We start from the raw sequence: 19,891 nt of genomic DNA, 5'->3' as shown, positions 1-19,891 counted from the left end.
CTCGCCGAACCGCCGGAACCGGCGGACCTGACCCGCCGGGAAAGTCACTCCAGGTGGATTTCGCCATCGAACCCGACCTTAAGCTGCACACCGGGGATCTCGAGCGTCATCTTCGCGGGCAGCGCCGCATCGCCTGCAATCAATCCTGATTCCAGTGCCTTGCTGACAGCCTGTTCGATCTCGCGCTGCGAGCTCACGCCGACCATCTTGAGGAACTTGCGGATGCTGATGTTGAAGCTCTCTTCGTTCATGGCACGCTCCTGGTGAGGACATGGCGGACAAGATTTGATTTTCGAATCCGAAGGGTTCAAATTCAACGGCTGGAGCCATTCCCATGCCCGCTGTGCGCCACGCCGCCGTCCAGGGCCTGTTCTATCCAGCTGCGCAACGCGAGTTGCGGGAACAGGTCGAGGCCTTTCTGCGTGACGGCGCCGGCGATGCCGTGGAAGCGCATCCGCGGCCCAAGCTGCTGGTCGCGCCGCACGCGGGCTATGTCTATTCCGGGCCCATCGCCGCCAGCGCGTACGCCCTGCTCCGGCGTCCGGACGCAACGCCCATCCGCCGCGTGGTGCTGCTGGGGCCGGCGCATCGCGTGTGGGTGAATGGCCTTGCCGCACCGCAGGCCGACGCCTTCCAGACGCCACTCGGCCGGATTTCCATCGATCGCGAGATGCTCGAGCGCATCGCCGATCTGCCGCAGGTGATCCGCAGCGACCGCGCGCATGCGCAGGAGCACTCGCTGGAAGTGCACCTGCCCTTCCTGCAGGCGACGCTCGGCGACTTCACGCTGGTGCCGCTGGTGGTCGGCGATACCGACGGCGCTGCGGTCGCGCAGGTGCTCGAGCGGCTCTGGGGTGGTGACGAAACGCTGATCGTCGTCAGCTCGGATCTGTCGCACTACCTGCCCTACGCCAAGGCCAGGCTTGCCGACAAGGCGACCGTGCAGCGCATCCTGCGCTTCGATGCCGGGCTCACACCGCACGAAGCCTGCGGCTCGGAAGCCATCAACGGCGCGCTGTTGGCCGCGCGTCGCCATGGCCTCCATCCGCGCCTGCTCGATCTGCGCAACTCCGGCGACACGGCGGGCGATCACGATCGCGTCGTCGGCTACGGCGCAATCGCCTTCGAGGCGTGAACGGGGTGCCGATGGACCGCCCCGCCCGCTGGTGGCATCACCTGGACGACGGACGCATTCAATGCGACCTCTGCCCGCGCGACTGTCGCCTGCACGAGGGACAGCGCGGCATGTGCTTCGTGCGACAGCGCGTCGGCGATGCGATGGTGCTCACCACCTACGGACGCAGCTCGGGCTTCTGCATCGACCCGATCGAGAAGAAGCCGCTCAACCATTTCCTGCCCGGAAGCAGCGTGCTGAGCTTCGGCACCGCGGGCTGCAATCTGGCGTGCAAGTTCTGCCAGAACTGGGACATCTCGAAGAGCCGCGAACTCGACCGGTTGATGGACACTGCATCGCCCGAACGCATCGCCCGGGCGGCAAGAGAAAGCGGCGCCGACGGCGTGGCCTTCACCTACAACGACCCGGTGATCTTCGCCGAGTACGCGATGGACACCGCCGACGCCTGCCACGCGCTGGGCCTGCACAGCGTGGCCGTGACCGCCGGCTACATGCATGCGGACCCGCGCCGCGCGTTCTACGAGCGGATGGATGCGGCGAACGTCGACCTCAAGGGCTTCACCGAGCGCTTCTACTTCCAGCAGACCGGCGCGCATCTGGCGCCGGTGCTCGATACGCTGCAGTACCTGAAGCACGAAACCCGCTGCTGGTTCGAGATCACGACGCTGCTGATTCCCGGACACAACGACGACAGCGCCGAGATCGAAGCCATGACGCGCTGGATCGCCGACCACCTCGGCCCCGACGTGCCGCTGCACTTCACCGCCTTTCATCCGGACTACAGGATGCTCGACGTGGAACCAACACCACCCGCGACGCTGACGCGCGCCCGCGCGATCGCGCTCGCCAACGGGCTGCATCACGTCTACACCGGCAACGTGCACGATGTCGAAGGCGGCACCACCTTCTGTGCGTCATGCGGCGCGCCGCTGGTGCGGCGCGACTGGTATCTGGTGCTGGACTACCGGCTCGACGAGCGCGGCGCCTGCCCGCATTGCGGCACGCCGGTCGCGGGCCGCTTCGGCGCGTTCAAGAGCGGCTTCGGGCGGCGGCGGATCCCGGTGCGTCTCGCGGCATAGCGACCGCGCATCAGCCGAACGTGATGCCCTGCGCCAGCGGCAGTTCGGTCGAGTAGTTGATGGTGTTGGTGGTCCGGCGCATGTACTGCTTCCACGCATCGGAGCCGCTTTCGCGATCGCCGCCGGTCTCCTTCTCGCCACCGAACGCACCGCCGATCTCGGCGCCGCTCGGACCGATGTTCACGTTGGCCATGCCGCAGTCGGAGCCCGAAGCGGAGATGAAGCGCTCGACCTCGCGCATGTCGTTCGAGAAGATGCACGAGGAGAGCCCCTGCGGCACATCGTTGTGCATCTCGATCGCCGCGTCGAAGTCGTCGTAGGCCAGCACGTAGAGCAGCGGCCCGAAGGTTTCGCGGCGCACGAGCTCCGTCTGCACAGCCATTTCGGCGATGGCCGGACGCACGTAGAAGCCTTTCGGAAATCGGTCCGCCAGCACGCGCCCGCCGCCGGTGAGCAGGCGGCCGCCATGCGCTTCGACTTCCGCGATGGCGAGCTGCAGCGTGTTGAACGCCGCCTCGTCGATCAAGGGTCCGACCAGCGTGCCTTCTTCCAGCGGATGACCGATGCGCAGGCTTTCGTAGGCGGCCAGCAGCTTTGAAACCAGCACATCCTTGACCGAGCGATGCACGATGAGCCGACGCAGCGACGTGCAGCGCTGCCCCGCCGTGCCGACGGCGCTGAAGAGGATCGCCCGGAGCGCCATGTCGAGGTCCGCATTCGGCGTCACGATCATCGCGTTGTTGCCGCCGAGCTCGAGGATGCGGCGCCCGAAGCGCGCCGCCACGCGCGGGCCGACCTCGCGGCCCATGCGCGTCGACCCGGTGGCCGAGACGAGCGGAATGTCGGGGCTGTCGACCAGCGCGCGCGCCTCGGCGGCGCGGCCGATCACGATCTGGGCGAGGCCCGCCGGCGCGCGGTCGCCGAAGCGCGCAATGGCGCGCTCCAGGGCCCGGAAGGTCGCGAGGCCCGAGAGCGGTGCTTTCTCCGAAGGCTTGAAGATCACCGGATCCCCGCACACGAGCGCGATCGCCGCGTTCCATGCGAACACCGCGCTCGGAAAGTTGAACGCGGTGATGATCGCCACCGGACCTAGGGGGTGGTACTGCTCCATCATGCGATGGCCGGGCCGCTCCGAAACGATGGTCTTGCCATGGAGCTGCCGCGAGAGCCCGAGTGCGAACTCGCAGATGTCGACGCCTTCCTGCACTTCGCCGAGGCCCTCCTGCGCAATCTTGCCGACCTCCACCGAGATCACGCGGCCGATGTCGGCCTTGCCCTTGCGAAGCTCCTCGCCCCAGAGGCGCACGAGTTCGCCGCGCACCGGCGCCGGCACGTCGCGCCAGCGCCGGAACGCGGCCTTGGCGCGCCCGATCACCTCGGGCATGGATGCCTCCGGCGTTTCGTGCAGCCGCGCGATTTCCGCGCCGTCGATGGCCGAGCGCACGGCCAGCGTGCCGCCGGTGCGTTGGGACGCCGCGATGCCGCAGCGCTCGAAAAGTGCGGACAGATCGTTCGCGTCGTTCATGGACTTGGCTCCTTCCGGGTCCGGCGTTGCGCCTGGGGTGGCCAAGTATGAGCGAAGGTGCTTCCGCGGTGCGGTGCCGCCGGCGTCCGGCTCGCCGGCGATTCGGCCAGGCCCGCATAGCAGTTGCCGACCCGCGTCGAAAGAAAGTCCTCGAGCGCCACTTGTTCCTGCCCCACGAAGCCGCGCGCCGGCAGCCGGCCGGTGCGAAGCAGCTCGAAGACGCCGACCACGCCGGCAGCGGTCGAGAGCTCGATCGCGGTGCGGTCCACGCCGCGCAAGCGGCCGCCGTGGATGCGCGCCAGTCGCGTCTCCTGCTCGAAGCGGCCGCCGCGCAGGCCGGATGCGGAAGCGAAGACGATCACCATGTCTTCGCGGCTGTGCGGCACCGCGTTCTCCAGCACCTGCCGCAGCAGGTCGCGCCGCTCGATCAGGCGCAGGTCATGCAGCAGCAGCTTCATCGCGTCGCGGTGACCCGGATAGCGGATCGTCTTGTAGTCGAGATTGCGCACGCGGCCGGCCAGCGTCTCGCACAGCGTGCCGAGTCCGCCGGAGGTGTTGAAGGCCTCGTAGGTGTCGCCGTCGAGCACCAGCGTCTCATGGCCCTCCAGCGGCGGCACGGACACGCGTTGTCCCTGCGCAATGGCCATGCACGGCTGGCAGTATTCGTTGATGACCCCGTCGATGCTCCAGGTGAAGTTGTAGCGCAGGCCGTTGGTCGCGTGCCGCGAGAGTGCACCCACGCGCAGGTGCAGATCGCACAGCTCGTCGAAGCGGCCCGCGAGATGCGCGCCGAGCATGCCGATCACGCCGGGTGCGAGGCCGCTCTGCGGCATCAGCACGGAATTCGCATCCACCGCCAGCGCGCGGATCGCGGTGGTGGCGGCGACGTCTTCGGTCAGATCGAAGTAATGGACGCCCGCCGCACGGGCCGCCACCGCGACCCGCGCCGCGAGGAAGAACGGCAGCGCATTGATGACCACGTCGTGCCCCGCCAGCACGGCAGCCAGCGATGCTTCGTCTTCCACGTCGAGGATCGCGCGCGTCACCAGCCGGTCGTCGGGCTCGTGCCGCACGTGCTGCCGGTCTGCGAGCGTGACGGGAAGGCGGTGGTACTCGGCCACCATGTCGGCGACCGTGCTGCCGACCTTGCCGGCGCCAAGGACAAGGACCTTGCGGATGACGGGCGCTGCCATGTGATTCCCCTCAAGAACATTTCGCTGTGGATGCGAACGACTCTAGAAGGGAGTGCAGCCGGCCGGAAGCCGCCAGAGCGTCAAGGACGCGCGGCTTCCGGACGAAATGACGAGTGCCCCGGTCGAAACGGCGGCAGCGAGAAATTTCAGCGCTTGTAAAGCCGTCGCGACGCCAGTGCCGAAGTCGCGCACGACGCCGACTGGCTGCTGACGGTCGAATTCCTCCAGGCCTGGGAAACCACGCACGGGCGCATCCCCGAAGGGTGCATGGGTGCTGCTGCGCACCGACTGGTCCAAGCGCCTTGGCGATCCGGCCGCGTTCGTCAACATGCACGACGATGGCGCGCACACGCCCGGGCCGACGCAGGCGGCGGTCGAGTGGCTGATGCACGAACGCAAGGTGCACGGCTTCGGACGTTGAAGATCCAGGAAGGATCGGGAAGCCCGTTGCGGGTGCTGGCGTTGGTGGAAACACCGGCATCTTAGTTTCGGTAACGCGAAATTAATTTGACCAGACGTTCTCCCGAACTTATATTCCGTTTTTCCGAAACTATCGATGCGCAGCCATCGCGGCGGCCATAGTATCGGGATCACGGAACAATGGCGAGAACCCTTCCCCTTTTCGACCCGCATCTCGAGCCCAGCGTCTCCGATCTCATCGACCTCGGGAAACTGGTGCGCAATCGACGCGCCAAAGCGAAGCTCCGCATCGACGATGCCGCCGCACTTTGCGGCGTTTCGAGCGATGTCCTTTCGCGTCTGGAAAACGGCAAGCCGATCACGGCCGACAAACTGCTGCTGGTTCTTGGAGGCCTCGGACTCAGGATGCTCGTCGTGCCCAAGGAGGACGTCCCCACGAACCTTGGCGCAGCGTTGCCCGATGGAGCAGTCGATGAGTGACTATGTCCTGGAGGTGTTCTCGGATACGCGCCGGCTGGGGACGCTCCAGTACGAGCCCGAGCACGACGACTTCTCGCTCAACTACGACCCGGAATGGGTCGCCAGTCCGGTCGGCTACGCGCTCTCGCCACAGTTGCCACTGAACGGGAGCGGCTCGTCGCGAGCGATCAGGCGCTTTCTCGAGAATCTGCTGCCCGAGGGCGTTGCGCTGGATGTGGCATCGCGTGACGCGCGCGTGACGCGGAACAACATCTTCGGACTCATTCGCCACCTGGGCCACGAGACCGCAGGTGCGTTGAGCTTCCTGCCGCCGAACGGCGGCTTCGCCGAGCAGGAGACGATGCGGCGGGCACTGCCGTTCGAAGAGCTCGAGCAGCGCATTGCCGACCGGGCGAATCGACCGTTCAACATCTGGGACGGCAAGGTGCGCATGTCCATTGCGGGTCACCAGGACAAGCTGCTGGTCGAGCGCCGCGAAGGAAGGCTCTTTCTCGTCGATGGGTCGCTCTCCTCGACCCATATCCTCAAACCGGAGCCTTTCGGCGTGGCCACTCCATGCATGGTTGCCAACGAGCACTACTGCATGTCGCTTGCCAACCGGATGAGCCACCGGCGCTTCGGATCCGACATGGCCGCCGCGGTGGAAATCCTCCGTATGCCGTCCCCGGTGCTCAGCGTCGAGCGATTCGATCGGAGTCGGAAAGACGACCGGATCGAACGGCTGCACATCATCGACGGCTGCCAGGCACTCGACCTTTCCGTCGCTGCGAAATATGAGCGCAACCTGGGCGATGGGCCGCAAGTTCAGCACATCAGGGATGGCGCCAGCTTCGAAAAGCTGGGTGCGCTTCGTTCGCTGCTGGTCGAGCCTGCGCTGGGCATGCAGCGAATCGCGATATGGGCCGTCACCACTCTGCTGTTTGGCAACAGTGACGCGCATGGCAAGAACATATCGTTTCGCGTCACACGGGCAGGTCTTTCAGTGACCGCGCTGTACGACCTCGTCAGCGTGGTCCAGTACGACCGGTTCGACCACTCGCTCGCCATGGCGTTCGGCGATGTTTTCGCGTTGGAGGAAGTCAGGGCGTTTGCACTGGCTGATTTCTGCGAGCGCCTCGGCGTTCCTCGGCCGTACTTCGCTCGCGAACTCACGCGCCTTTGCCGTCTGGCGATCGAAGAAGCGCCAGCGCAGGCCAAGGAGCCGGCCTATCAGGGCGACGAGGTCAAGTTCGTTGCGCAGTTGGCCGGCTATGTCGCCGCCCGCGCCCAGGCACTGCTGGCGATGGCAAGCGACATTGCGAAATTCAAGGCGGACAACTTCTAGCGCGAGCGTTTGCTGCTCAGGCCAGGCCTGACGACCCCCGAATGATCAATTCGCCGGGCAGCAGCAACTGCCGCGGCGGACCCTCCAGGCCCTGGAGCCGCTCGATCAGGCAAGTCGCGGCAGTGCGCCCGATCGCATCGGTGGGCTGGGCGATCGCGCTCAGGCCCGGGCCGATCAGCGGCGCCCATTCGGCATCGTCGAAGCCGACGAAGCCGACATCGCTGCCGAAATGCAGGCCCAGCCGCGCCATCGCGCTCGCCACGCGCAGCGTCACGATCGCGTTGCCGGCGAGCACCGCCGGACGGCGCCCGCGCCTGGCCCGCTTGTGCAGCGCACGCAGCGCGGCGTCGAGGCCTTCGCTGTCATCGCCAGTGCACTCGAATACCGTCCCCGCCACCCGCGGTTCATGCGCCGTCACGCAGCCGCCGAAGGCGGTCGCGCGCTCGCGCCGCGAACTCACGCCCTTGAGCGGTTCGGTGATGTAGAGCAGCTCGCGAAATCCGCTCTCGACCAGATGCCCGCAGGCCGCCTTCATGGCCGCGGCGTTGTCGAGCGAAACGAAATCGGTGTGCATGCCCGCGTGCCGGCGGTCCACCAGCACTGCCGGCTTGCCGTGCAGCGCCTCGGCATCGGCGAGGCCTACGCCACGGCCCAGCGTGTTCAGGATGAACCCGTCGACCTGATAGCCGGCGAGCGCATCGATGGCCTCGCGCTCGCGGTCGATGTCGTTGCCGAGGTTGAACAGCATCACGAGGTAGCCGGCGTCCTGGCAGGCCTTCTCGGCGCCGCGCAGCACCGCCACCGAATACGGATTGGTGATGTCGGCCACGATCAGGCCGATGAGCCGCGAGCGGCCATGGCTCAGGGCCTGCGCCATCGGGCTCGGCGTGTAGTCGAGCTGGGCGATGGCGGCCTCGACGCGCGCAGCGATGTCCGGGCTCAACAACCGTTCGCGGTGATTGAGGAAGCGCGAGACGGTGGCCTTGGACACGCCCGCCGCCTTGGCGACGTCGGCGATGGTCGCGCGGGCCGGGCGTTGCATGGGGGCTCTCGCGTTCAAGCCGAAGCCGTGTCGTAGACCGCCGGCGGACGCTCGCCTGCGAGCGCGCGCAGCAGGTTCGTCGTCGCGAGCTCGGCCATCGCATGGCGCGTCTCGTGCGTGGCCGAACCGATGTGCGGCAGCGGCGTCACACGCGGATGCGTGCGCAGCGGCGAATCCTTGGGCAGGGGTTCCGTGGCGAACACATCGAGTCCGGCGGCGCGCAGGCGCCCGCTGTCGAGTGCGGCGAGCAAGGCGTCTTCGCGGACCGTGGCGCCGCGCCCACCGTTGATGAAGACGGCGCCGGGCTTCATCGCATCGAACACGCTCGCGTCGATCATGTCGCGCGTGCTGTCCGACAGCGGCAGCATCGCGACCACGAAATCGGCACGCGCAAGAAGCTCGTCACGCGCCGTGAACAGCGCGCGCCCCTGCAGCTCGGGCGCCTGCGCGGCGAGATCCACCGGCCGGCGCGTGTGATAGAGCACCGGCATGCCGAAGCCGAGCGACGCACGCCGCGCAATCGCCTGCCCGATGCGCCCGAAGCCGATCAGCCCCAGCGTTTTGCCGTGCACATCGAAGCCGAACAGGTCTTCGTCGATGTTCTTCGTCCAACGGCCTTCGCGCACGAGGTTCGACAGCTCGACCACGCGGCGGCTGGTCGCCATCAGCAGCGCGAAGACCGTGTCGGCGACGGTCTCGTCGAGCACGCCCGGCGTGTGGCACAACAGGATGCCGCGCGCATGCAGCGCGGGGAGTGCGTAGTTGTCGACGCCGACGGAGACGCTGGACACCACTTCGAGCTGCGGCGCACGCGCGAGCAGCGCGTCGTCGATCGGATAGCTGGAGCCGATCAGCCCTTGCGCGCGTGGCAGCGCGGCATCGAACGCCGCGCGCTGCGCATCGATGCGCGGGTTGGCGACGGTGACTTCATGCTCGGCCTTGAGCCGCACGAGCTGGACGTCGGGCAACTCGCGGAAGACGAGGATGTTCTTGCGCGTCATAGGCGGGCCTCCTCGAGTTGCGCGCGCGTCGGCAGGCCCTCGGTGTCGCCGAGCACCTGAACGGCGCGTGCGCCGATCCATGCGCCACGACGCACGGCGTCTTGCACTGACTTGCCTTCGAGCAAGGCACTGACGACGCCGGCTGCGAAGCCGTCACCGGCGCCCACGGTGTCGATCACTTCCTTGACTGGAAAGCCTTCGACGGTGCCGGTGCCCGCGACATCGCTGTCGTAGTAGGCGCCCTTCGCGCCGAGCTTGACCACCACGAGCTTCGCGCCGCGCTCGCGGTAGAAACGTGCGATGTCTTCGGGCGTGTCGTGGCCGGTGAGGATCAGGCCCTCCTCGATGCCGGGCAGGACCCAGTCCGCGCGCGCAGCGAGATCGTTGATCCAGTGCCGCATCGTCTCGGTCGACGACCAGAGCGTCGGGCGCAGGTTGGGGTCGAAGGAGATGGTGCGGCCGGCCGCGCGCATCACGTCCATCGACTTGATCGCGGCAGGCAGGGTGGTCTCGGAGATGGCGGCGAACACGCCGGTGGCGTGCAAGTGGCGCGCCGAGCGCAGCCAGTCTTCGTCCACATCGGCCGGGCCCATGAAGCTGGCAGCCGATCCCTTGCGGTGGGACTCGACCGGCGGATCGCTTCCATCCGTCACGCGGCCCTTGAACTGGAGGCCAGTGCGCTGCGTCGGATCGCAGACGACGTGCGAGCAGTCGATGCCCTCGCCTTTCATGGCTGCGAGCAGCGCGCGGCCCATCGAGTCGGTACCCAGGCGGCTCGCCCAGCCGACCTTCAGGCCGAGGCGCGCCAGACCGATGGCGACGTTGGTTTCCGCACCCGCGGTGCGCTTGTGAAAGACGGTGGCGTTCTCGATCGGCCCGGGCTGGTCGGCGACCAGCAGCAGCATGGCCTCGCCGAACAGCGCGACGTCGAAGGCGGATGAAGTCATGGGGTGGTTCGCAGTGAACGGATGAGCGCGACCTGGTCGCGCGTGACAGCGAGCAGATCGTCGCCGATCAGCGGGTACTCGATGGCATGGGGCACATCGGCCGGCAGAGCGCGCAGCACCGAGCGCCACGGCGCGATCGAATCGGCGAGCGGCACCGCGACCCATTTCGCGGGAAGTCGCTGCACGCCCTTGCAATGCACGTAGCGCACGCGCCGGCCCAGCGCCTGCGCGGCTTGCAGCGGACATTCGCCAAGCCAATGCCAGTTGCCCATGTCGAAGGTCATGCCGAGGTCGAGCCCGATGCGGTCGGCTGCATCGAAGAACGCCTGCAATGCGGGCAGCGTGCCGGCGGAAACGGTCTGGTCGTTCTCGATGACGAGCTCGATCGAGGTCTCGGCAAGGCGGGCTTTCAGACCGGCGAGCGAACCGTGCGACGAGGGGCCGAAGTCGCCGATGGCCATCTTCAGGCGTGCCGCGCCAAGCGTTTTCGCGCTGGCCACACCGCGACCCAACGCGGCCTCGTCGAACAGCCCACCCTGCGCGAAGAGCCCTTCGGGGCTCGAATAGACCGCTGCGAGGCCGGCCAGCGCCGGCAGCTCGGCGGCGGGATCGCGCAACAACTCGCCACGCACCTCGACGCTGTCGGCGCCAGCGGCCTTTGCAAGCTGCGCGCACCAGAGCTGCCCATGGCGGCCGATCTCGGCGGCGCCGAAAGATGAAAGAGAAATCAGAACCGGCGTGGCCATCAGTGATGCGAGCTCAGGATCTGGCCGAGAAACTGGCGCGTCTTCTCGTGCTTCGGGTTGCCGAAGAACTCCGTCGGAGCGCCTTGCTCGACGATCTTGCCGTCGGCCATGAAGATCACCCGATCCGCCACACTGCGCGCGAAGCCCATTTCGTGCGTCACGCACAGCATGGTCATGCCGTCTTCGGCGAGCCCGATCATGGTGTCGAGCACTTCCTTGACCATTTCCGGATCGAGCGCCGAGGTGGGCTCGTCGAACAGCATGATCTTGGGCGACATGCACAGCGCACGCGCGATCGCCACGCGCTGCTGCTGGCCGCCGGAAAGCTGGCTCGGGTACTTGTGTGCCTGCTCGGGAATGCGCACGCGGGTGAGGTACTTCATCGCGACCTCTTCCGCCTCTCCCTTCGACATGCCGCGCGAGCGCATCGGCGCGAGCGTGCAGTTCTGCAGGATCGTGAGGTGCGGGAACAGGTTGAACTGCTGGAACACCATGCCGACCTCGGCGCGCACCGCGTCGACGTTCTTGCCGCCTGCCGTGAGCTCGATGCCGTCGACCACGATGCGGCCCTTCTGCACCGTCTCCAGCCGGTTGATGCAGCGGATCAGCGTCGACTTGCCCGAGCCCGAAGGGCCGCAGATGACGATGCGTTCACCGGTGCGCACCGACAGGTCGATGTCGGTCAGCACCTGGAAGGTGCCGTACCACTTGTTCACCGCCTCGAGCTGGATGATGGTGTCCGTGCCCGCGTGGGTCGTGACTGCGTCGGTCATGGATGTTCCCTGTGTTCGCCTGGGCGCTTACTGCAGCTTCGGAAGGTCGGTCTGCAGCCACTTCTGGTAGAGCTTGTTCAGCTCGCCATTCGCTGTGTTCTTCTGCACGAACTCGTTGACGTTCTTCAGCAGGTCGTCCTGGCCGGGACGCATCGCGATGCCCATGTTCTGCTGCACCAGCGTGAACTTGTTTTCGAAGGTGTCGGCCGGCACGCGCTTGGCGATCTGCGCAGCAACGGTGGTCGAAGCGCCGATCGCATCGACCTGGCCCGACATCAGCGCCTGCATGGCGGAAGCATCGTCGTCGAAGCGGCGGATCTCGGTGCCTTCCGGCGCGGCCTTGGTCACGGCCACGTCCTGCGTGCTGGCGCGGGCCACGCCCACGCGCACTGTCTTCAGGTCGGCGGCGCTCTTGATCGGGAGCGCCTTCTTGCCGTAGAGCACGATGGTCGCAGCCGCGTAGGGCTGCGAGAACTGCACCTGCTTCGCGCGCTCGGGCGTGATCGCGAGCGAGGCGACCAGCAGGTCGACCTTGTTGGTCAGCAGGAAGGGAATGCGGTTCGGGCCCGTCACAGGCACGATGTTGGCCTTCACGCCCCAGTCCTTGGCGAGCAGCTTGGCCACGTCGGCGTCGTAGCCGTCCGGCTGGTTCTGCGCGTTGGTCGTGCCGTAGGGTGGGAAGTCGACCAGCATGCCGATGGTGATCTCGCCCTTCTTCTTGATGTCCGCGACGGACTGCGCGGAAGCGAGCGGTGCGAACACGGTGAGTGCGGCGCCCAGGCCCAGGGCTGCGATGGCAGCGCGGCGGGTGGTCAAACGGATCATGCGAAGTCTCCTGAGTTGAGAACGGGAACTGGAAAAGAGAAATTCAGCGGGCAAGGGTGCGGGCGCGCTGCCGCTCCATGCGAGCCGCGAGCAGCGACAGCGGCCAACAGATGAGGAAGTAGATCGCCGCTACGGTCGTGAACACATGCAGCGGCTGGAAGGTCGCGTTGTTGATGATCTGCCCGGCGCGCGTGACTTCGGTGAAACCGATGATGGCCGCGAGCGAGGTGCCCTTGATGATCTGCACCACGTAGCCCACCGTCGGCGGCAGCGCGATCTTGAAGGCCTGGGGCAGCACCACGTCGCGCATGAGCGCGGTGTAGCTGAGGTTGAGCGCATGCGCCGCCTCCCACTGGCCGCGCGGAATCGCCTCGATGCAGCCGCGCCAGATCTCGGCGAGGAAGGCCGCGCTGTTCAGGACGAGCGCCACGCCCGCCGCGATCCACGGATTGATGTCGAAGCCGAGCACCGGCGCTCCGAAGAAGATCAGGAAGAGCTGCAGCAAGAGCGGCGTGCCCTGGAAGATCTGGATGAAGCCGGTGGACAGCACGCGCGCCGTCTTGCTCTCGGACGTGCGGGCGAGCGCGACGATCAACCCCAGGATCGCGCCACCGAGGAAGGCGATCGCCGACAACGCCAGCGTCCACTTGGCCGCCTCGAGGATGAACAGGAATTCAGGAAAGCCGAAGGTCCGCATGGTGTTCAGCGCCGATCCGGGTAGTTGAGGGTGCGCCTGTAGATCAGCTTGAACAGCGCCGAGAACGCCAACGCCAGCGCGAGGTAAATGCCCGCGACCACGATGTAGATCTCGAAGCTGCGGAAGGTCTGCGACTGCAGGTTGGCCGCGACCGAGGTGAGGTCGTCCGCCGAGATCACCGACACCACCGCGGAACTCAGCATCAGCAGGATGAACTGGCTCGTGAGCGCCGGGTAGATGGCCTTCAGCGCGGGCTTGATGATGACGAAGCGGAAGATCTCCCAGCCCTTGAGGTTCAGCGCCCTGCCCGCCTCGATCTGGCCCTTGGGGATGGACTCGATGCCCGCGCGCACGATCTCCGCCGCATAGGCGCCGAGGTTGACCACCATGGCCGTGAGCGCCGCCGTGTACGGCGACCAGCGCAGGCCCACCGCAGGCAGCGCAAAGAAAAAGAAGAAGAGCTGCACCAGGAACGGCGTATTGCGGATGACCTCGATGTACGCGTTGATGACGAAGCGCAGCCACTTCGGCCCCGAGACCTTGCCCCAGGCGCAGAAGATCGCGACCACGAGACCCAGCGCGGTGGCCACGAGCGAGAGCTGGATCGTGATCCAGGTGCCCTTCAGCAGCAGCGGCCAGGCGGCGAAAACAGCGTCGAACTGGAATTGGTAGTTCACGAAGGAAACAGGGCTTGAGTGCGTGTTCGCAATTGGTGCATCCCGCGAAAAACGCACTTCATCGCGGGCCGCGCCAGTATATGTGAAACCGGTTTCAGCACCGACATAGGGATTCCCCTAGGACACATGGATGCCTACACTGGCGCGATGCTGGTCAACACAACAACAGAGGCAAGAACACAGCAAGCAGGCCCGGAGAGCGCCCCCACCGTGCACCACCTGCGCCAGAACCTGCTGTGGCCTGTGCGTCTGATGACGACACGCGGACCCCGGCCCTCACGGCGAGGCCCATGGCAGGTGCTGCGCGACATGGGCGACGCATCGCCCTGGCGCGAAGAGATCGACGAATACACCGGCAGCAGCGACCGCTTTCACGAGCGCCACTACAACGAGTTCGTGAGCTTCCTGCCCTACGTTCAGCGCTTTCTCTACGGTGATGGCCGCAAGGGCCGCGCCGCCAATCCCGAAGGCGATTCGCCGATGCGCGTCTTCCGCCGCAGCGACGTGGCCGCGGTGCGCGTGAAGGCCCATGCGGGCGATGCGCCCGTCACGCTCCAGGTGGTTCACGTCGATCTCTACTTCTTCTTCGACGTCGATGTGGTGATGCTCAATGTCGAGGTCGGCGCCGACATGCTGAGCCTGCCGATGGCGCAGGAGATCCTCTACCGCTTCGGCCGCGCCTATCCCGGCGGCTGGGACGCAAACGGCGCGGCGCTGCATTGCATGCACAGCGTCGAATGGCTCGGCGCCGATGGCCAGGTGCTGGCCGCCTCCGATGCGCAGCAGCGCGAGACCTTTCTGTCGCACGTGGCCGAGCACCGCGCGCCGCGCACCGCGGCGCACTGGGCATGGCTCATGCGGCCGCTGGCGCTCGACCATTCCGACGAGGCCGGCGAACTGCGGTACCGGCAAATCGAGTACTACCGCATGCCGGTGATGGCCTACCTCGCGCTCGACGATCCGCGCCGGCTGTCGCGCGCGGATTTCGTGCGCCTCGCACTCGTCTCCGGCGCGGCCGAACCGGCGGTGTCGGGCAGCGGCCCCCTGCCCTTCGGCGAGGACCTGATGATCGACTTCGAGCAGCGCTACTGCTATGACCGCTTCTGGGTCAACGCCGGCGCCGCACCGAACACGCGCTACCTGTGCAACGGCCGCGCGCTCATCGTGGTGGGCCAGGCCGATTCCGATTTCTTCTGCTGCCGCGACCGCGGCGTGCTGGCGCAGTTCCGGCACCAGCACTTCCTGCTGTTCCTGATCGCGCACTTCCAGAAGGCCGCGCTGCTGATGTATTCGGACCGGCTGGTCGAAGCGCTGCGCCGGCTCGACATCCACGACGTCACGAGCGTCAAGTATTTCAAGCGCGCGATCCGCGCGTGCTTCGAGGGCTTCCTGCGCTTCACGCACCGCTACTGGTTCCACGAGATCTCGGAGCAGGCGCAGGTGCGCGCGCTGTCGCACCTGTGCACCACGCATCTCGGGCTCGATCCGCTCTACGAGGAGGTCAAGGAGCGCATCGCCGACATGAACACCTACCTCGACGCCGACAGCCTCCGGCGCCAGGCGAACACGGTCGTGCGGCTCACCGTGGTCACGCTGTTCGGGCTCATCGGCACCGTCACTACCGGTTTCCTCGGCATGAACCTGCTGGCGGAAGCCGATGCGCCGCTCTGGGAAAAGCTGACATGGTTCGGCATCGTCTTCGTGCTCACGACCTGGCTCACGTTCTACACGATGATCAAGTCGAAGCGGCTGTCGGACTTCATCGACGTGTTGTCCGATGAGCGCGCCACCTTCCGCACCAAGCTCGGCGTGCTCGCGCGGGTGTGGCGGCCGGGCGGGGACTAGGGCCTGTTCACACTACTTTCATAGTGCCCGTTGCCCCGCAAAGGGGGTGGCTGCAAGGCGCAAACCGCAGCCGGGCTGTCTGCCCGGCGAGGATTTGCAACGCCGCAGACGCCGCCTTTGCGGGGCAACCCTTCGGGCACTATGAAAGTAGTGTGAACAGGCCCTAGGTTCAGTCCAGCGTTCGGTTGCGGTACTCCGCGATCTCGGTGCGGCGGAAGTCGCCGACCGGAATGCGCAGGTCGTCGAGGTCCGTGATCCGCATGCGGATATGCCCACCGTCGCGCACCCAGCAGCCGCGCAGCGTGGCACCGTCCCACCATGTCAGGTAGCCGAGACGGGCCGGTGCATCGCAGACGTCCTGCTCGTCGGTCAGGCTGAGCACATTGAACTCGCCGCCGTTCGCCACGAAGATCACCGCCGGTTGCGACTCGCACGCGGCGATCAATGCGCAAGCGGCCACAAAGCCTGCGATCGGTGATGTGTCCATGGCCGTCCTCCTGGGATCACCGACGATTGGACTCCTCCGCCGAAGCGCTGTCATCACCCGCGCAGGTGAATGGCGCGCGCTCGCGCTCAGTTACCTGCCGCGTCCTTGGTCCGCGGCAGCCAGACTTCGATCGCGCCCGGATCGGCCTTGACCGACCGCGGCAGAAGTTTGATGACCCAGGGCTGACCGGTGGGCGAGTTCGCCGTCTGGATGAGCGCCTGCGCGCAGGCTCGGGACGACTCTTCGCGGATGACCACTGTCGGATCAGGGTGGCCGACCGGCGGCGCGCGTCCCGCGCGGCGCGAGGTGCTCAGCACATCTTCGATCGGCGGCACCGACGCGCCGAGCGCACGCCAGGGCCCGCGCCAGTTGCGCGCCTTGTCGCGCAACGCGGTGCCGTAGGTCTGGATATAGACCACCGCGCCCGCGCAGGCATCGGACGGTGGCTTCGCCGGCGCTGGCGATCCCGTCGGCAACCCACTGCCGTCAGGCAATACGGGCGCGGGCGCGTAGGCCGGCGGCGCGACGGCACCCGGAAGCGCCACGGGCGGCGGCGGGGGCGGCGGCGCCGCCGCCACCTGGGTTTCCTCGCCGCGGCGTCCGGTCAGCACGTCGCGCACCCACACGGCCACCGGCCAGGGCTCGGGCAAGGTGCCGCTGCAGTTCTGCTTCGAGCCGGTCTGCCCGGAGTAGTCACGCGCCCAGTAGCGCGGCGCGCACGGAGGCGCCTGCGCGGGCTGCAGGCAATCGATGCCGTTGCCCGGATCGAGCAGGCGCAGGCATGCGGGCGAGCGCTGGCCCGCCACCTCGTTGCCGCACGCCTGCTTGGCATCGTCGACGATGCGCACCGACAAGCGGAACCTGGCCATGAAGTTGTCGCTGCCTTCGCGGCACAGCAGGTCGCCCGTGCGCAGCAGCTCCGCGGCCAGCAGCGCGGGCGCATCGCCGCTGCCGTTGCCGCTGTGCAGGTGCGCCCAGCGCTCGGTCAGGTCCTTGAAGGCGCCATTCTCCGAGCGCTCCTGATCCGCCCGTTGCGAACGCCAGCTGTCGATGCCCTGCCAGGCGGCCACGCCGAAAGTCGCGGCGGTGCCGATGCCGATCGAGGCAGTCACCGCACCGGCCTTCAGCACGCGTGCCTGCAGCCGGCTCATTGAGCCCACCGCCGCGGCGGTCGCGCTGTCCTTGTCGCCAGCCTTGACCGCGTGCGGCGTCGAATCCGGCTGCCCGTCGTCGGGCACGAAGAGGCCGACAGCGCCCGTCGCGACGTGCGAGAGCATCTCCTCCTCCAGGCGGTTGCCGATTTCCGAGCCGAGGCGGAAGTAGCTCTCCCACTGCGCCTCGTCGAAGAACTGGTCGGTGGTCGGCTGCTGGGGGAACAGCGGATTGGCCGCCTTGAAGTTCACCAGGTCCACCGGCAGCGAGGCGGAGACGTTCGGCTTCACCAGCACGATCTGCCCTGTGGCGCCGCTCGCATAGCGCACCTGCGCGAGCGCGAGGCAGGCCTGGCTGCTGGGCGATGCGAGGTCGTTGAGCGAGCCGAAGGCTTCGAGGTGCTTCCAGTCCGCGCCCGGCCGAGGCTTCATGAAGGTGATCTCGGCATTGAGGTCGATGCGTGCGCGACGGATCAGGATCTCGAGATCGCAGAAGCGGTAGTCGGGATCGGCGCCGCAGTCCGCGATGACGATCAGCGCGGCCTCCTGCCGCAGCAGCGCATACGCGGCGGTGTTCTCGAAATGGCCGCCGTCGCTCAGGTACCAATTGGCGGAACTGCTGCCCGGAAACGCGCCGAAGCATTCGAGCAGCAGGAAGCGCGTCTTCATCAGCAGCGGACTCGAATGCACCACCGCCCCGCGCTGCACGATGCCGGCGTCCGCGCTGTTCCACCAGTAGCCGAGCCGCAATCCGGCGAACACCGAGAGCGTCGCGAGGCCGCGCTTCGTCAACCGCCCGAGCCCGGGCGCGAAGGCCGCGCCCGAGATCGCCGTCCATGCACCGAGCGTGAGCGCGCCGTCGCCATGCGCCTGCGTCCAGTGCGCGCCACCGGCCTGCATCCAGCCCAGGGGGCCGACGGTGAGCGGCTGGCTCTTGCGGTCGCGGTTGAAGAGCTTGTCCTTGGTGCTGTGCGTCTGGTTGATGCAGATGTTCGCCAGGTGCACCGGGCCGCCGTGCACATGCGGCGCGTAGCGCAACTGCGAGATGTCGTCGTGCGGGTCCACCTCGCCCACCGGCACCTGGGGCGGCTCCAGCCCCGAGACCTGGTCCACGGGGCTCGCACCGAGCCGCCGCGCATTCGCCGCGCCGAGATAGCCGCGCACGATGCGCGCCTTATAGAACATGTGCAGCGACGACACGTTGAGGAACGCGAAGTTGCGCCCCGTCACGATTGCGTAGCTGCCGATGATCACCGCGATGGTGCCGAGCCAGGCCCAGCCGCGCGTGAAGTCGAGCCCCGCGGGCGTGAACACCGGCAGCAGCGCCACGCTGTAGACGACGCCGATCCACCATGCCGCCAGACAGAAGGCCAGCGCCAGGCCCAGCAGGCTCGCGATCGTGAGCATCACCGACTTGCCGACGCCCGGAATCTCCTGCCGGTGAGACAGCAGCATCGGCAGCACGCCGCGCAGCGCGGCGGCCAACACCAGAAGCACCGCGCCATAGGACACGCGCTGCTGGGAGTCTTCCGCCGCGAGCCACCAGGCGCTGCGGTCGAGCAGGCCCAGCATCACGATCAGCAGCGCGGTGTTGATGACCGAGGCCAGCCGGTCGGTGAGCTCGTTGCGCATCGCGGCCGGCGCCTTCCGGTGGCTCTTGAACAACACCCAGACCAGCGCGACGACCCAGCACATCGAGAACCCGACGAAAGCCGGCGTGATCCACACCGGCCCGCTGTAGCGCTGGACCAGCGGCCCACCGATCAGGCTCGCGCCGATGCCGAGCGCGAGCCACATCCCGATCTGCAGCAGCATCGAAGCGTTCGACGGCTTGTCGCGCACCGACCAGTACGCGCATGCGAGGACGACCGAAGCGATGAAGGGCCCCACCAGCGTGAACCACAAGGTCGGCCATTGCGTCGCCCACTCCACGAGCAGCCGCACGTACTGCGTGGCGTCGAGGTCGGTGACGCTGCTGACCGTGTCGGGCGGCACGCTGTTGAGGTCCACCGCGCGGAACACCGCATCCCACAGCAGCAGGTTGGTCGCGGCGAGCACCATGCCGATCAGGCTCGCCGCGATCGCGAGTTCGATGTGCGTGCCCAGGAGATTGCGCAGGTAGAGCGCCACTGCGAAGAGCGTGTCGCGCAATCCACCCGGAATGAGATAGCGGCCGTTGGCGCGCAGCCACCAGCCGAAGCGCGCGCGGTCCACGTCACCCAGCGCCCGCTCGATCTCGCGCACGTCGTCCGGCGACTTGGCGTCGGTGCACAGGCGGCCGATCGTCGCGCCGATGTAACCGCCGCCGGAGACGGTCGAGACCAGGTCGAACTTGAGCAGTTGCCGATGTCCGGCCAACGCCTTGAGCAGGCCGAGGCAGAAGGTGGCGCTGCGGATGCCTCCGCCGGACAGCGCGAGCCCCCAGGGGCGATGACCATCGTCGACGCCGTGGAGCGCGCGGCGGCGCTCTCCTACCAGCTGCTGGATGGTGTCGTCCATGCCGCTCCTCGTCGTTCTGCGACGCAATATTTCATGCCTTGCGCG

At 67.3% G+C, this 19,891-nt stretch carries 18 protein-coding genes and 1 pseudogene; 6 read left to right on the top strand and 13 right to left on the bottom strand.

Annotated elements, in window-relative coordinates; translation table 11 throughout:
- Positions 1–44 precede the first annotated feature (44 nt).
- Complete coding sequence (locus BLW05_RS24040) at positions 45–251, bottom strand: DUF6494 family protein (protein WP_093166078.1); 207 nt, start codon at positions 249–251, stop codon at positions 45–47.
- An 83-nt stretch (positions 252–334) separates the two neighbouring features.
- Here BLW05_RS24040 and amrB point away from each other — a divergent pair, with 83 nt between their 5' ends.
- The gene (amrB, locus tag BLW05_RS24035; RefSeq protein ID WP_093166077.1) at positions 335–1,135 is read left to right on the top strand and encodes an AmmeMemoRadiSam system protein B; all 801 of its coding nucleotides are present in this window, start codon (positions 335–337) and stop codon (positions 1,133–1,135) included.
- Between the two features lie 11 nt (positions 1,136–1,146).
- Positions 1,147–2,214: an AmmeMemoRadiSam system radical SAM enzyme gene (amrS, locus tag BLW05_RS24030; RefSeq protein ID WP_093166076.1), complete on the top strand. Its 1,068-nt coding sequence runs from the start codon at positions 1,147–1,149 to the stop codon at positions 2,212–2,214.
- A gap of 10 nt (positions 2,215–2,224) precedes the next feature.
- Here the strand turns inward: amrS and BLW05_RS24025 are convergent, their stop codons facing one another.
- Both BLW05_RS24025 and BLW05_RS24020 read right to left on the bottom strand, forming a co-directional pair.
- Positions 2,225–3,739 (bottom strand): L-piperidine-6-carboxylate dehydrogenase, encoded by a 1,515-nt coding sequence (locus BLW05_RS24025; protein WP_093166075.1) that lies wholly within the window; start codon positions 3,737–3,739, stop codon positions 2,225–2,227.
- On the bottom strand, positions 3,736–4,932 hold the full coding sequence (locus BLW05_RS24020; RefSeq protein ID WP_093166074.1) for a saccharopine dehydrogenase family protein: 1,197 nt from the start codon (positions 4,930–4,932) through the stop codon (positions 3,736–3,738). The genes BLW05_RS24025 and BLW05_RS24020 overlap by 4 nt, the downstream gene beginning before the upstream one ends.
- A gap of 121 nt (positions 4,933–5,053) precedes the next feature.
- Here BLW05_RS24020 and BLW05_RS24015 point away from each other — a divergent pair.
- The 3 genes and pseudogenes from BLW05_RS24015 to BLW05_RS24005 all read left to right on the top strand — a co-directional run.
- Positions 5,054–5,347, top strand: a pseudogene (locus tag BLW05_RS24015) (cyclase family protein); the annotation flags it as partial.
- Between the two features lie 185 nt (positions 5,348–5,532).
- Positions 5,533–5,832, top strand: coding sequence for a helix-turn-helix domain-containing protein (locus tag BLW05_RS24010; protein WP_093166073.1), 300 nt, complete (start codon positions 5,533–5,535; stop codon positions 5,830–5,832).
- Positions 5,825–7,156 carry a HipA domain-containing protein gene (locus BLW05_RS24005; RefSeq protein ID WP_093166116.1) on the top strand — a complete coding sequence of 444 codons (1,332 nt, stop codon included), beginning with the start codon at positions 5,825–5,827 and terminating at the stop codon, positions 7,154–7,156. Before BLW05_RS24010 ends, BLW05_RS24005 begins: the two co-directional genes overlap by 8 nt.
- A gap of 16 nt (positions 7,157–7,172) precedes the next feature.
- Here BLW05_RS24005 and BLW05_RS24000 read toward each other — a convergent pair whose 3' ends face one another.
- The 8 genes from BLW05_RS24000 to BLW05_RS23965 are packed head-to-tail and all read right to left on the bottom strand — an operon-like array spanning position 7,173 to position 13,864.
- Complete coding sequence (locus tag BLW05_RS24000; protein WP_093166072.1) at positions 7,173–8,198, bottom strand: LacI family DNA-binding transcriptional regulator; 1,026 nt, start codon at positions 8,196–8,198, stop codon at positions 7,173–7,175.
- A 14-nt stretch (positions 8,199–8,212) separates the two neighbouring features.
- Entirely contained in the window at positions 8,213–9,199 is a 987-nt protein-coding gene (locus BLW05_RS23995; RefSeq protein WP_093166071.1) for a 2-hydroxyacid dehydrogenase, read from the bottom strand.
- On the bottom strand, positions 9,196–10,146 hold the full coding sequence (locus BLW05_RS23990) for a sugar kinase (RefSeq protein ID WP_093166070.1): 951 nt from the start codon (positions 10,144–10,146) through the stop codon (positions 9,196–9,198). The genes BLW05_RS23995 and BLW05_RS23990 overlap by 4 nt, the downstream gene beginning before the upstream one ends.
- Positions 10,143–10,892: a sugar phosphate isomerase/epimerase family protein gene (locus BLW05_RS23985; RefSeq protein ID WP_093166069.1), complete on the bottom strand. Its 750-nt coding sequence runs from the start codon at positions 10,890–10,892 to the stop codon at positions 10,143–10,145. Before BLW05_RS23985 ends, BLW05_RS23990 begins: the two co-directional genes overlap by 4 nt.
- Positions 10,892–11,665: an amino acid ABC transporter ATP-binding protein gene (locus BLW05_RS23980; RefSeq protein ID WP_093166068.1), complete on the bottom strand. Its 774-nt coding sequence runs from the start codon at positions 11,663–11,665 to the stop codon at positions 10,892–10,894. The genes BLW05_RS23985 and BLW05_RS23980 overlap by 1 nt, the downstream gene beginning before the upstream one ends.
- A gap of 27 nt (positions 11,666–11,692) precedes the next feature.
- Entirely contained in the window at positions 11,693–12,490 is a 798-nt protein-coding gene (locus BLW05_RS23975; RefSeq protein ID WP_093166067.1) for a transporter substrate-binding domain-containing protein, read from the bottom strand.
- 43 nt (positions 12,491–12,533) lie between these two features.
- Positions 12,534–13,187 carry an amino acid ABC transporter permease gene (locus BLW05_RS23970; RefSeq protein WP_093166066.1) on the bottom strand — a complete coding sequence of 218 codons (654 nt, stop codon included), beginning with the start codon at positions 13,185–13,187 and terminating at the stop codon, positions 12,534–12,536.
- A gap of 5 nt (positions 13,188–13,192) precedes the next feature.
- On the bottom strand, positions 13,193–13,864 hold the full coding sequence (locus BLW05_RS23965; protein ID WP_093166065.1) for an amino acid ABC transporter permease: 672 nt from the start codon (positions 13,862–13,864) through the stop codon (positions 13,193–13,195).
- Positions 13,865–14,011: 147 nt separating this feature from the next.
- On the opposite strand from BLW05_RS23965, the gene BLW05_RS23960 reads away from it, so the two are divergent.
- Positions 14,012–15,709, top strand: coding sequence for a hypothetical protein (locus BLW05_RS23960; protein WP_093166115.1), 1,698 nt, complete (start codon positions 14,012–14,014; stop codon positions 15,707–15,709).
- A 169-nt stretch (positions 15,710–15,878) separates the two neighbouring features.
- Here the strand turns inward: BLW05_RS23960 and BLW05_RS23955 are convergent, their stop codons facing one another.
- Both BLW05_RS23955 and BLW05_RS23950 read right to left on the bottom strand, forming a co-directional pair.
- Positions 15,879–16,196: a hypothetical protein gene (locus tag BLW05_RS23955; RefSeq protein ID WP_093166064.1), complete on the bottom strand. Its 318-nt coding sequence runs from the start codon at positions 16,194–16,196 to the stop codon at positions 15,879–15,881.
- Between the two features lie 86 nt (positions 16,197–16,282).
- On the bottom strand, positions 16,283–19,846 hold the full coding sequence (locus BLW05_RS23950) for a patatin-like phospholipase family protein (protein WP_093166063.1): 3,564 nt from the start codon (positions 19,844–19,846) through the stop codon (positions 16,283–16,285).
- Positions 19,847–19,891 lie beyond the last annotated feature (45 nt).

The organism is Variovorax sp. YR216, from assembly GCF_900107745.1.
In the GTDB taxonomy this organism is placed as follows: Bacteria; Pseudomonadota; Gammaproteobacteria; order Burkholderiales; family Burkholderiaceae_C; genus Variovorax.
Note: the sequence above shows the minus strand (reverse complement) of the source record. Positions and strands in the feature narration are given on the sequence as shown.

Bases quoted from the DNA above. Each gene is read 5' to 3' on its own strand.
- BLW05_RS24040 (WP_093166078.1), bottom strand. From the start codon at position 251: ATGAACGAAGAGAGCTTCAACATCAGCATCCGCAAGTTCCTCAAGATG.
- amrB (WP_093166077.1), top strand. From the start codon at position 335: ATGCCCGCTGTGCGCCACGCCGCCGTCCAGGGCCTGTTCTATCCAGCT.
- amrS (WP_093166076.1), top strand. From the start codon at position 1,147: ATGGACCGCCCCGCCCGCTGGTGGCATCACCTGGACGACGGACGCATT.
- BLW05_RS24025 (WP_093166075.1), bottom strand. From the start codon at position 3,739: ATGAACGACGCGAACGATCTGTCCGCACTTTTCGAGCGCTGCGGCATC.
- BLW05_RS24020 (WP_093166074.1), bottom strand. From the start codon at position 4,932: ATGGCAGCGCCCGTCATCCGCAAGGTCCTTGTCCTTGGCGCCGGCAAG.
- BLW05_RS24010 (WP_093166073.1), top strand. From the start codon at position 5,533: ATGGCGAGAACCCTTCCCCTTTTCGACCCGCATCTCGAGCCCAGCGTC.
- BLW05_RS24005 (WP_093166116.1), top strand. From the start codon at position 5,825: ATGAGTGACTATGTCCTGGAGGTGTTCTCGGATACGCGCCGGCTGGGG.
- BLW05_RS24000 (WP_093166072.1), bottom strand. From the start codon at position 8,198: ATGCAACGCCCGGCCCGCGCGACCATCGCCGACGTCGCCAAGGCGGCG.
- BLW05_RS23995 (WP_093166071.1), bottom strand. From the start codon at position 9,199: ATGACGCGCAAGAACATCCTCGTCTTCCGCGAGTTGCCCGACGTCCAG.
- BLW05_RS23990 (WP_093166070.1), bottom strand. From the start codon at position 10,146: ATGACTTCATCCGCCTTCGACGTCGCGCTGTTCGGCGAGGCCATGCTG.
- BLW05_RS23985 (WP_093166069.1), bottom strand. From the start codon at position 10,892: ATGGCCACGCCGGTTCTGATTTCTCTTTCATCTTTCGGCGCCGCCGAG.
- BLW05_RS23980 (WP_093166068.1), bottom strand. From the start codon at position 11,665: ATGACCGACGCAGTCACGACCCACGCGGGCACGGACACCATCATCCAG.
- BLW05_RS23975 (WP_093166067.1), bottom strand. From the start codon at position 12,490: ATGATCCGTTTGACCACCCGCCGCGCTGCCATCGCAGCCCTGGGCCTG.
- BLW05_RS23970 (WP_093166066.1), bottom strand. From the start codon at position 13,187: ATGCGGACCTTCGGCTTTCCTGAATTCCTGTTCATCCTCGAGGCGGCC.
- BLW05_RS23960 (WP_093166115.1), top strand. From the start codon at position 14,012: ATGCTGGTCAACACAACAACAGAGGCAAGAACACAGCAAGCAGGCCCG.
- BLW05_RS23955 (WP_093166064.1), bottom strand. From the start codon at position 16,196: ATGGACACATCACCGATCGCAGGCTTTGTGGCCGCTTGCGCATTGATC.
- BLW05_RS23950 (WP_093166063.1), bottom strand. From the start codon at position 19,846: ATGGACGACACCATCCAGCAGCTGGTAGGAGAGCGCCGCCGCGCGCTC.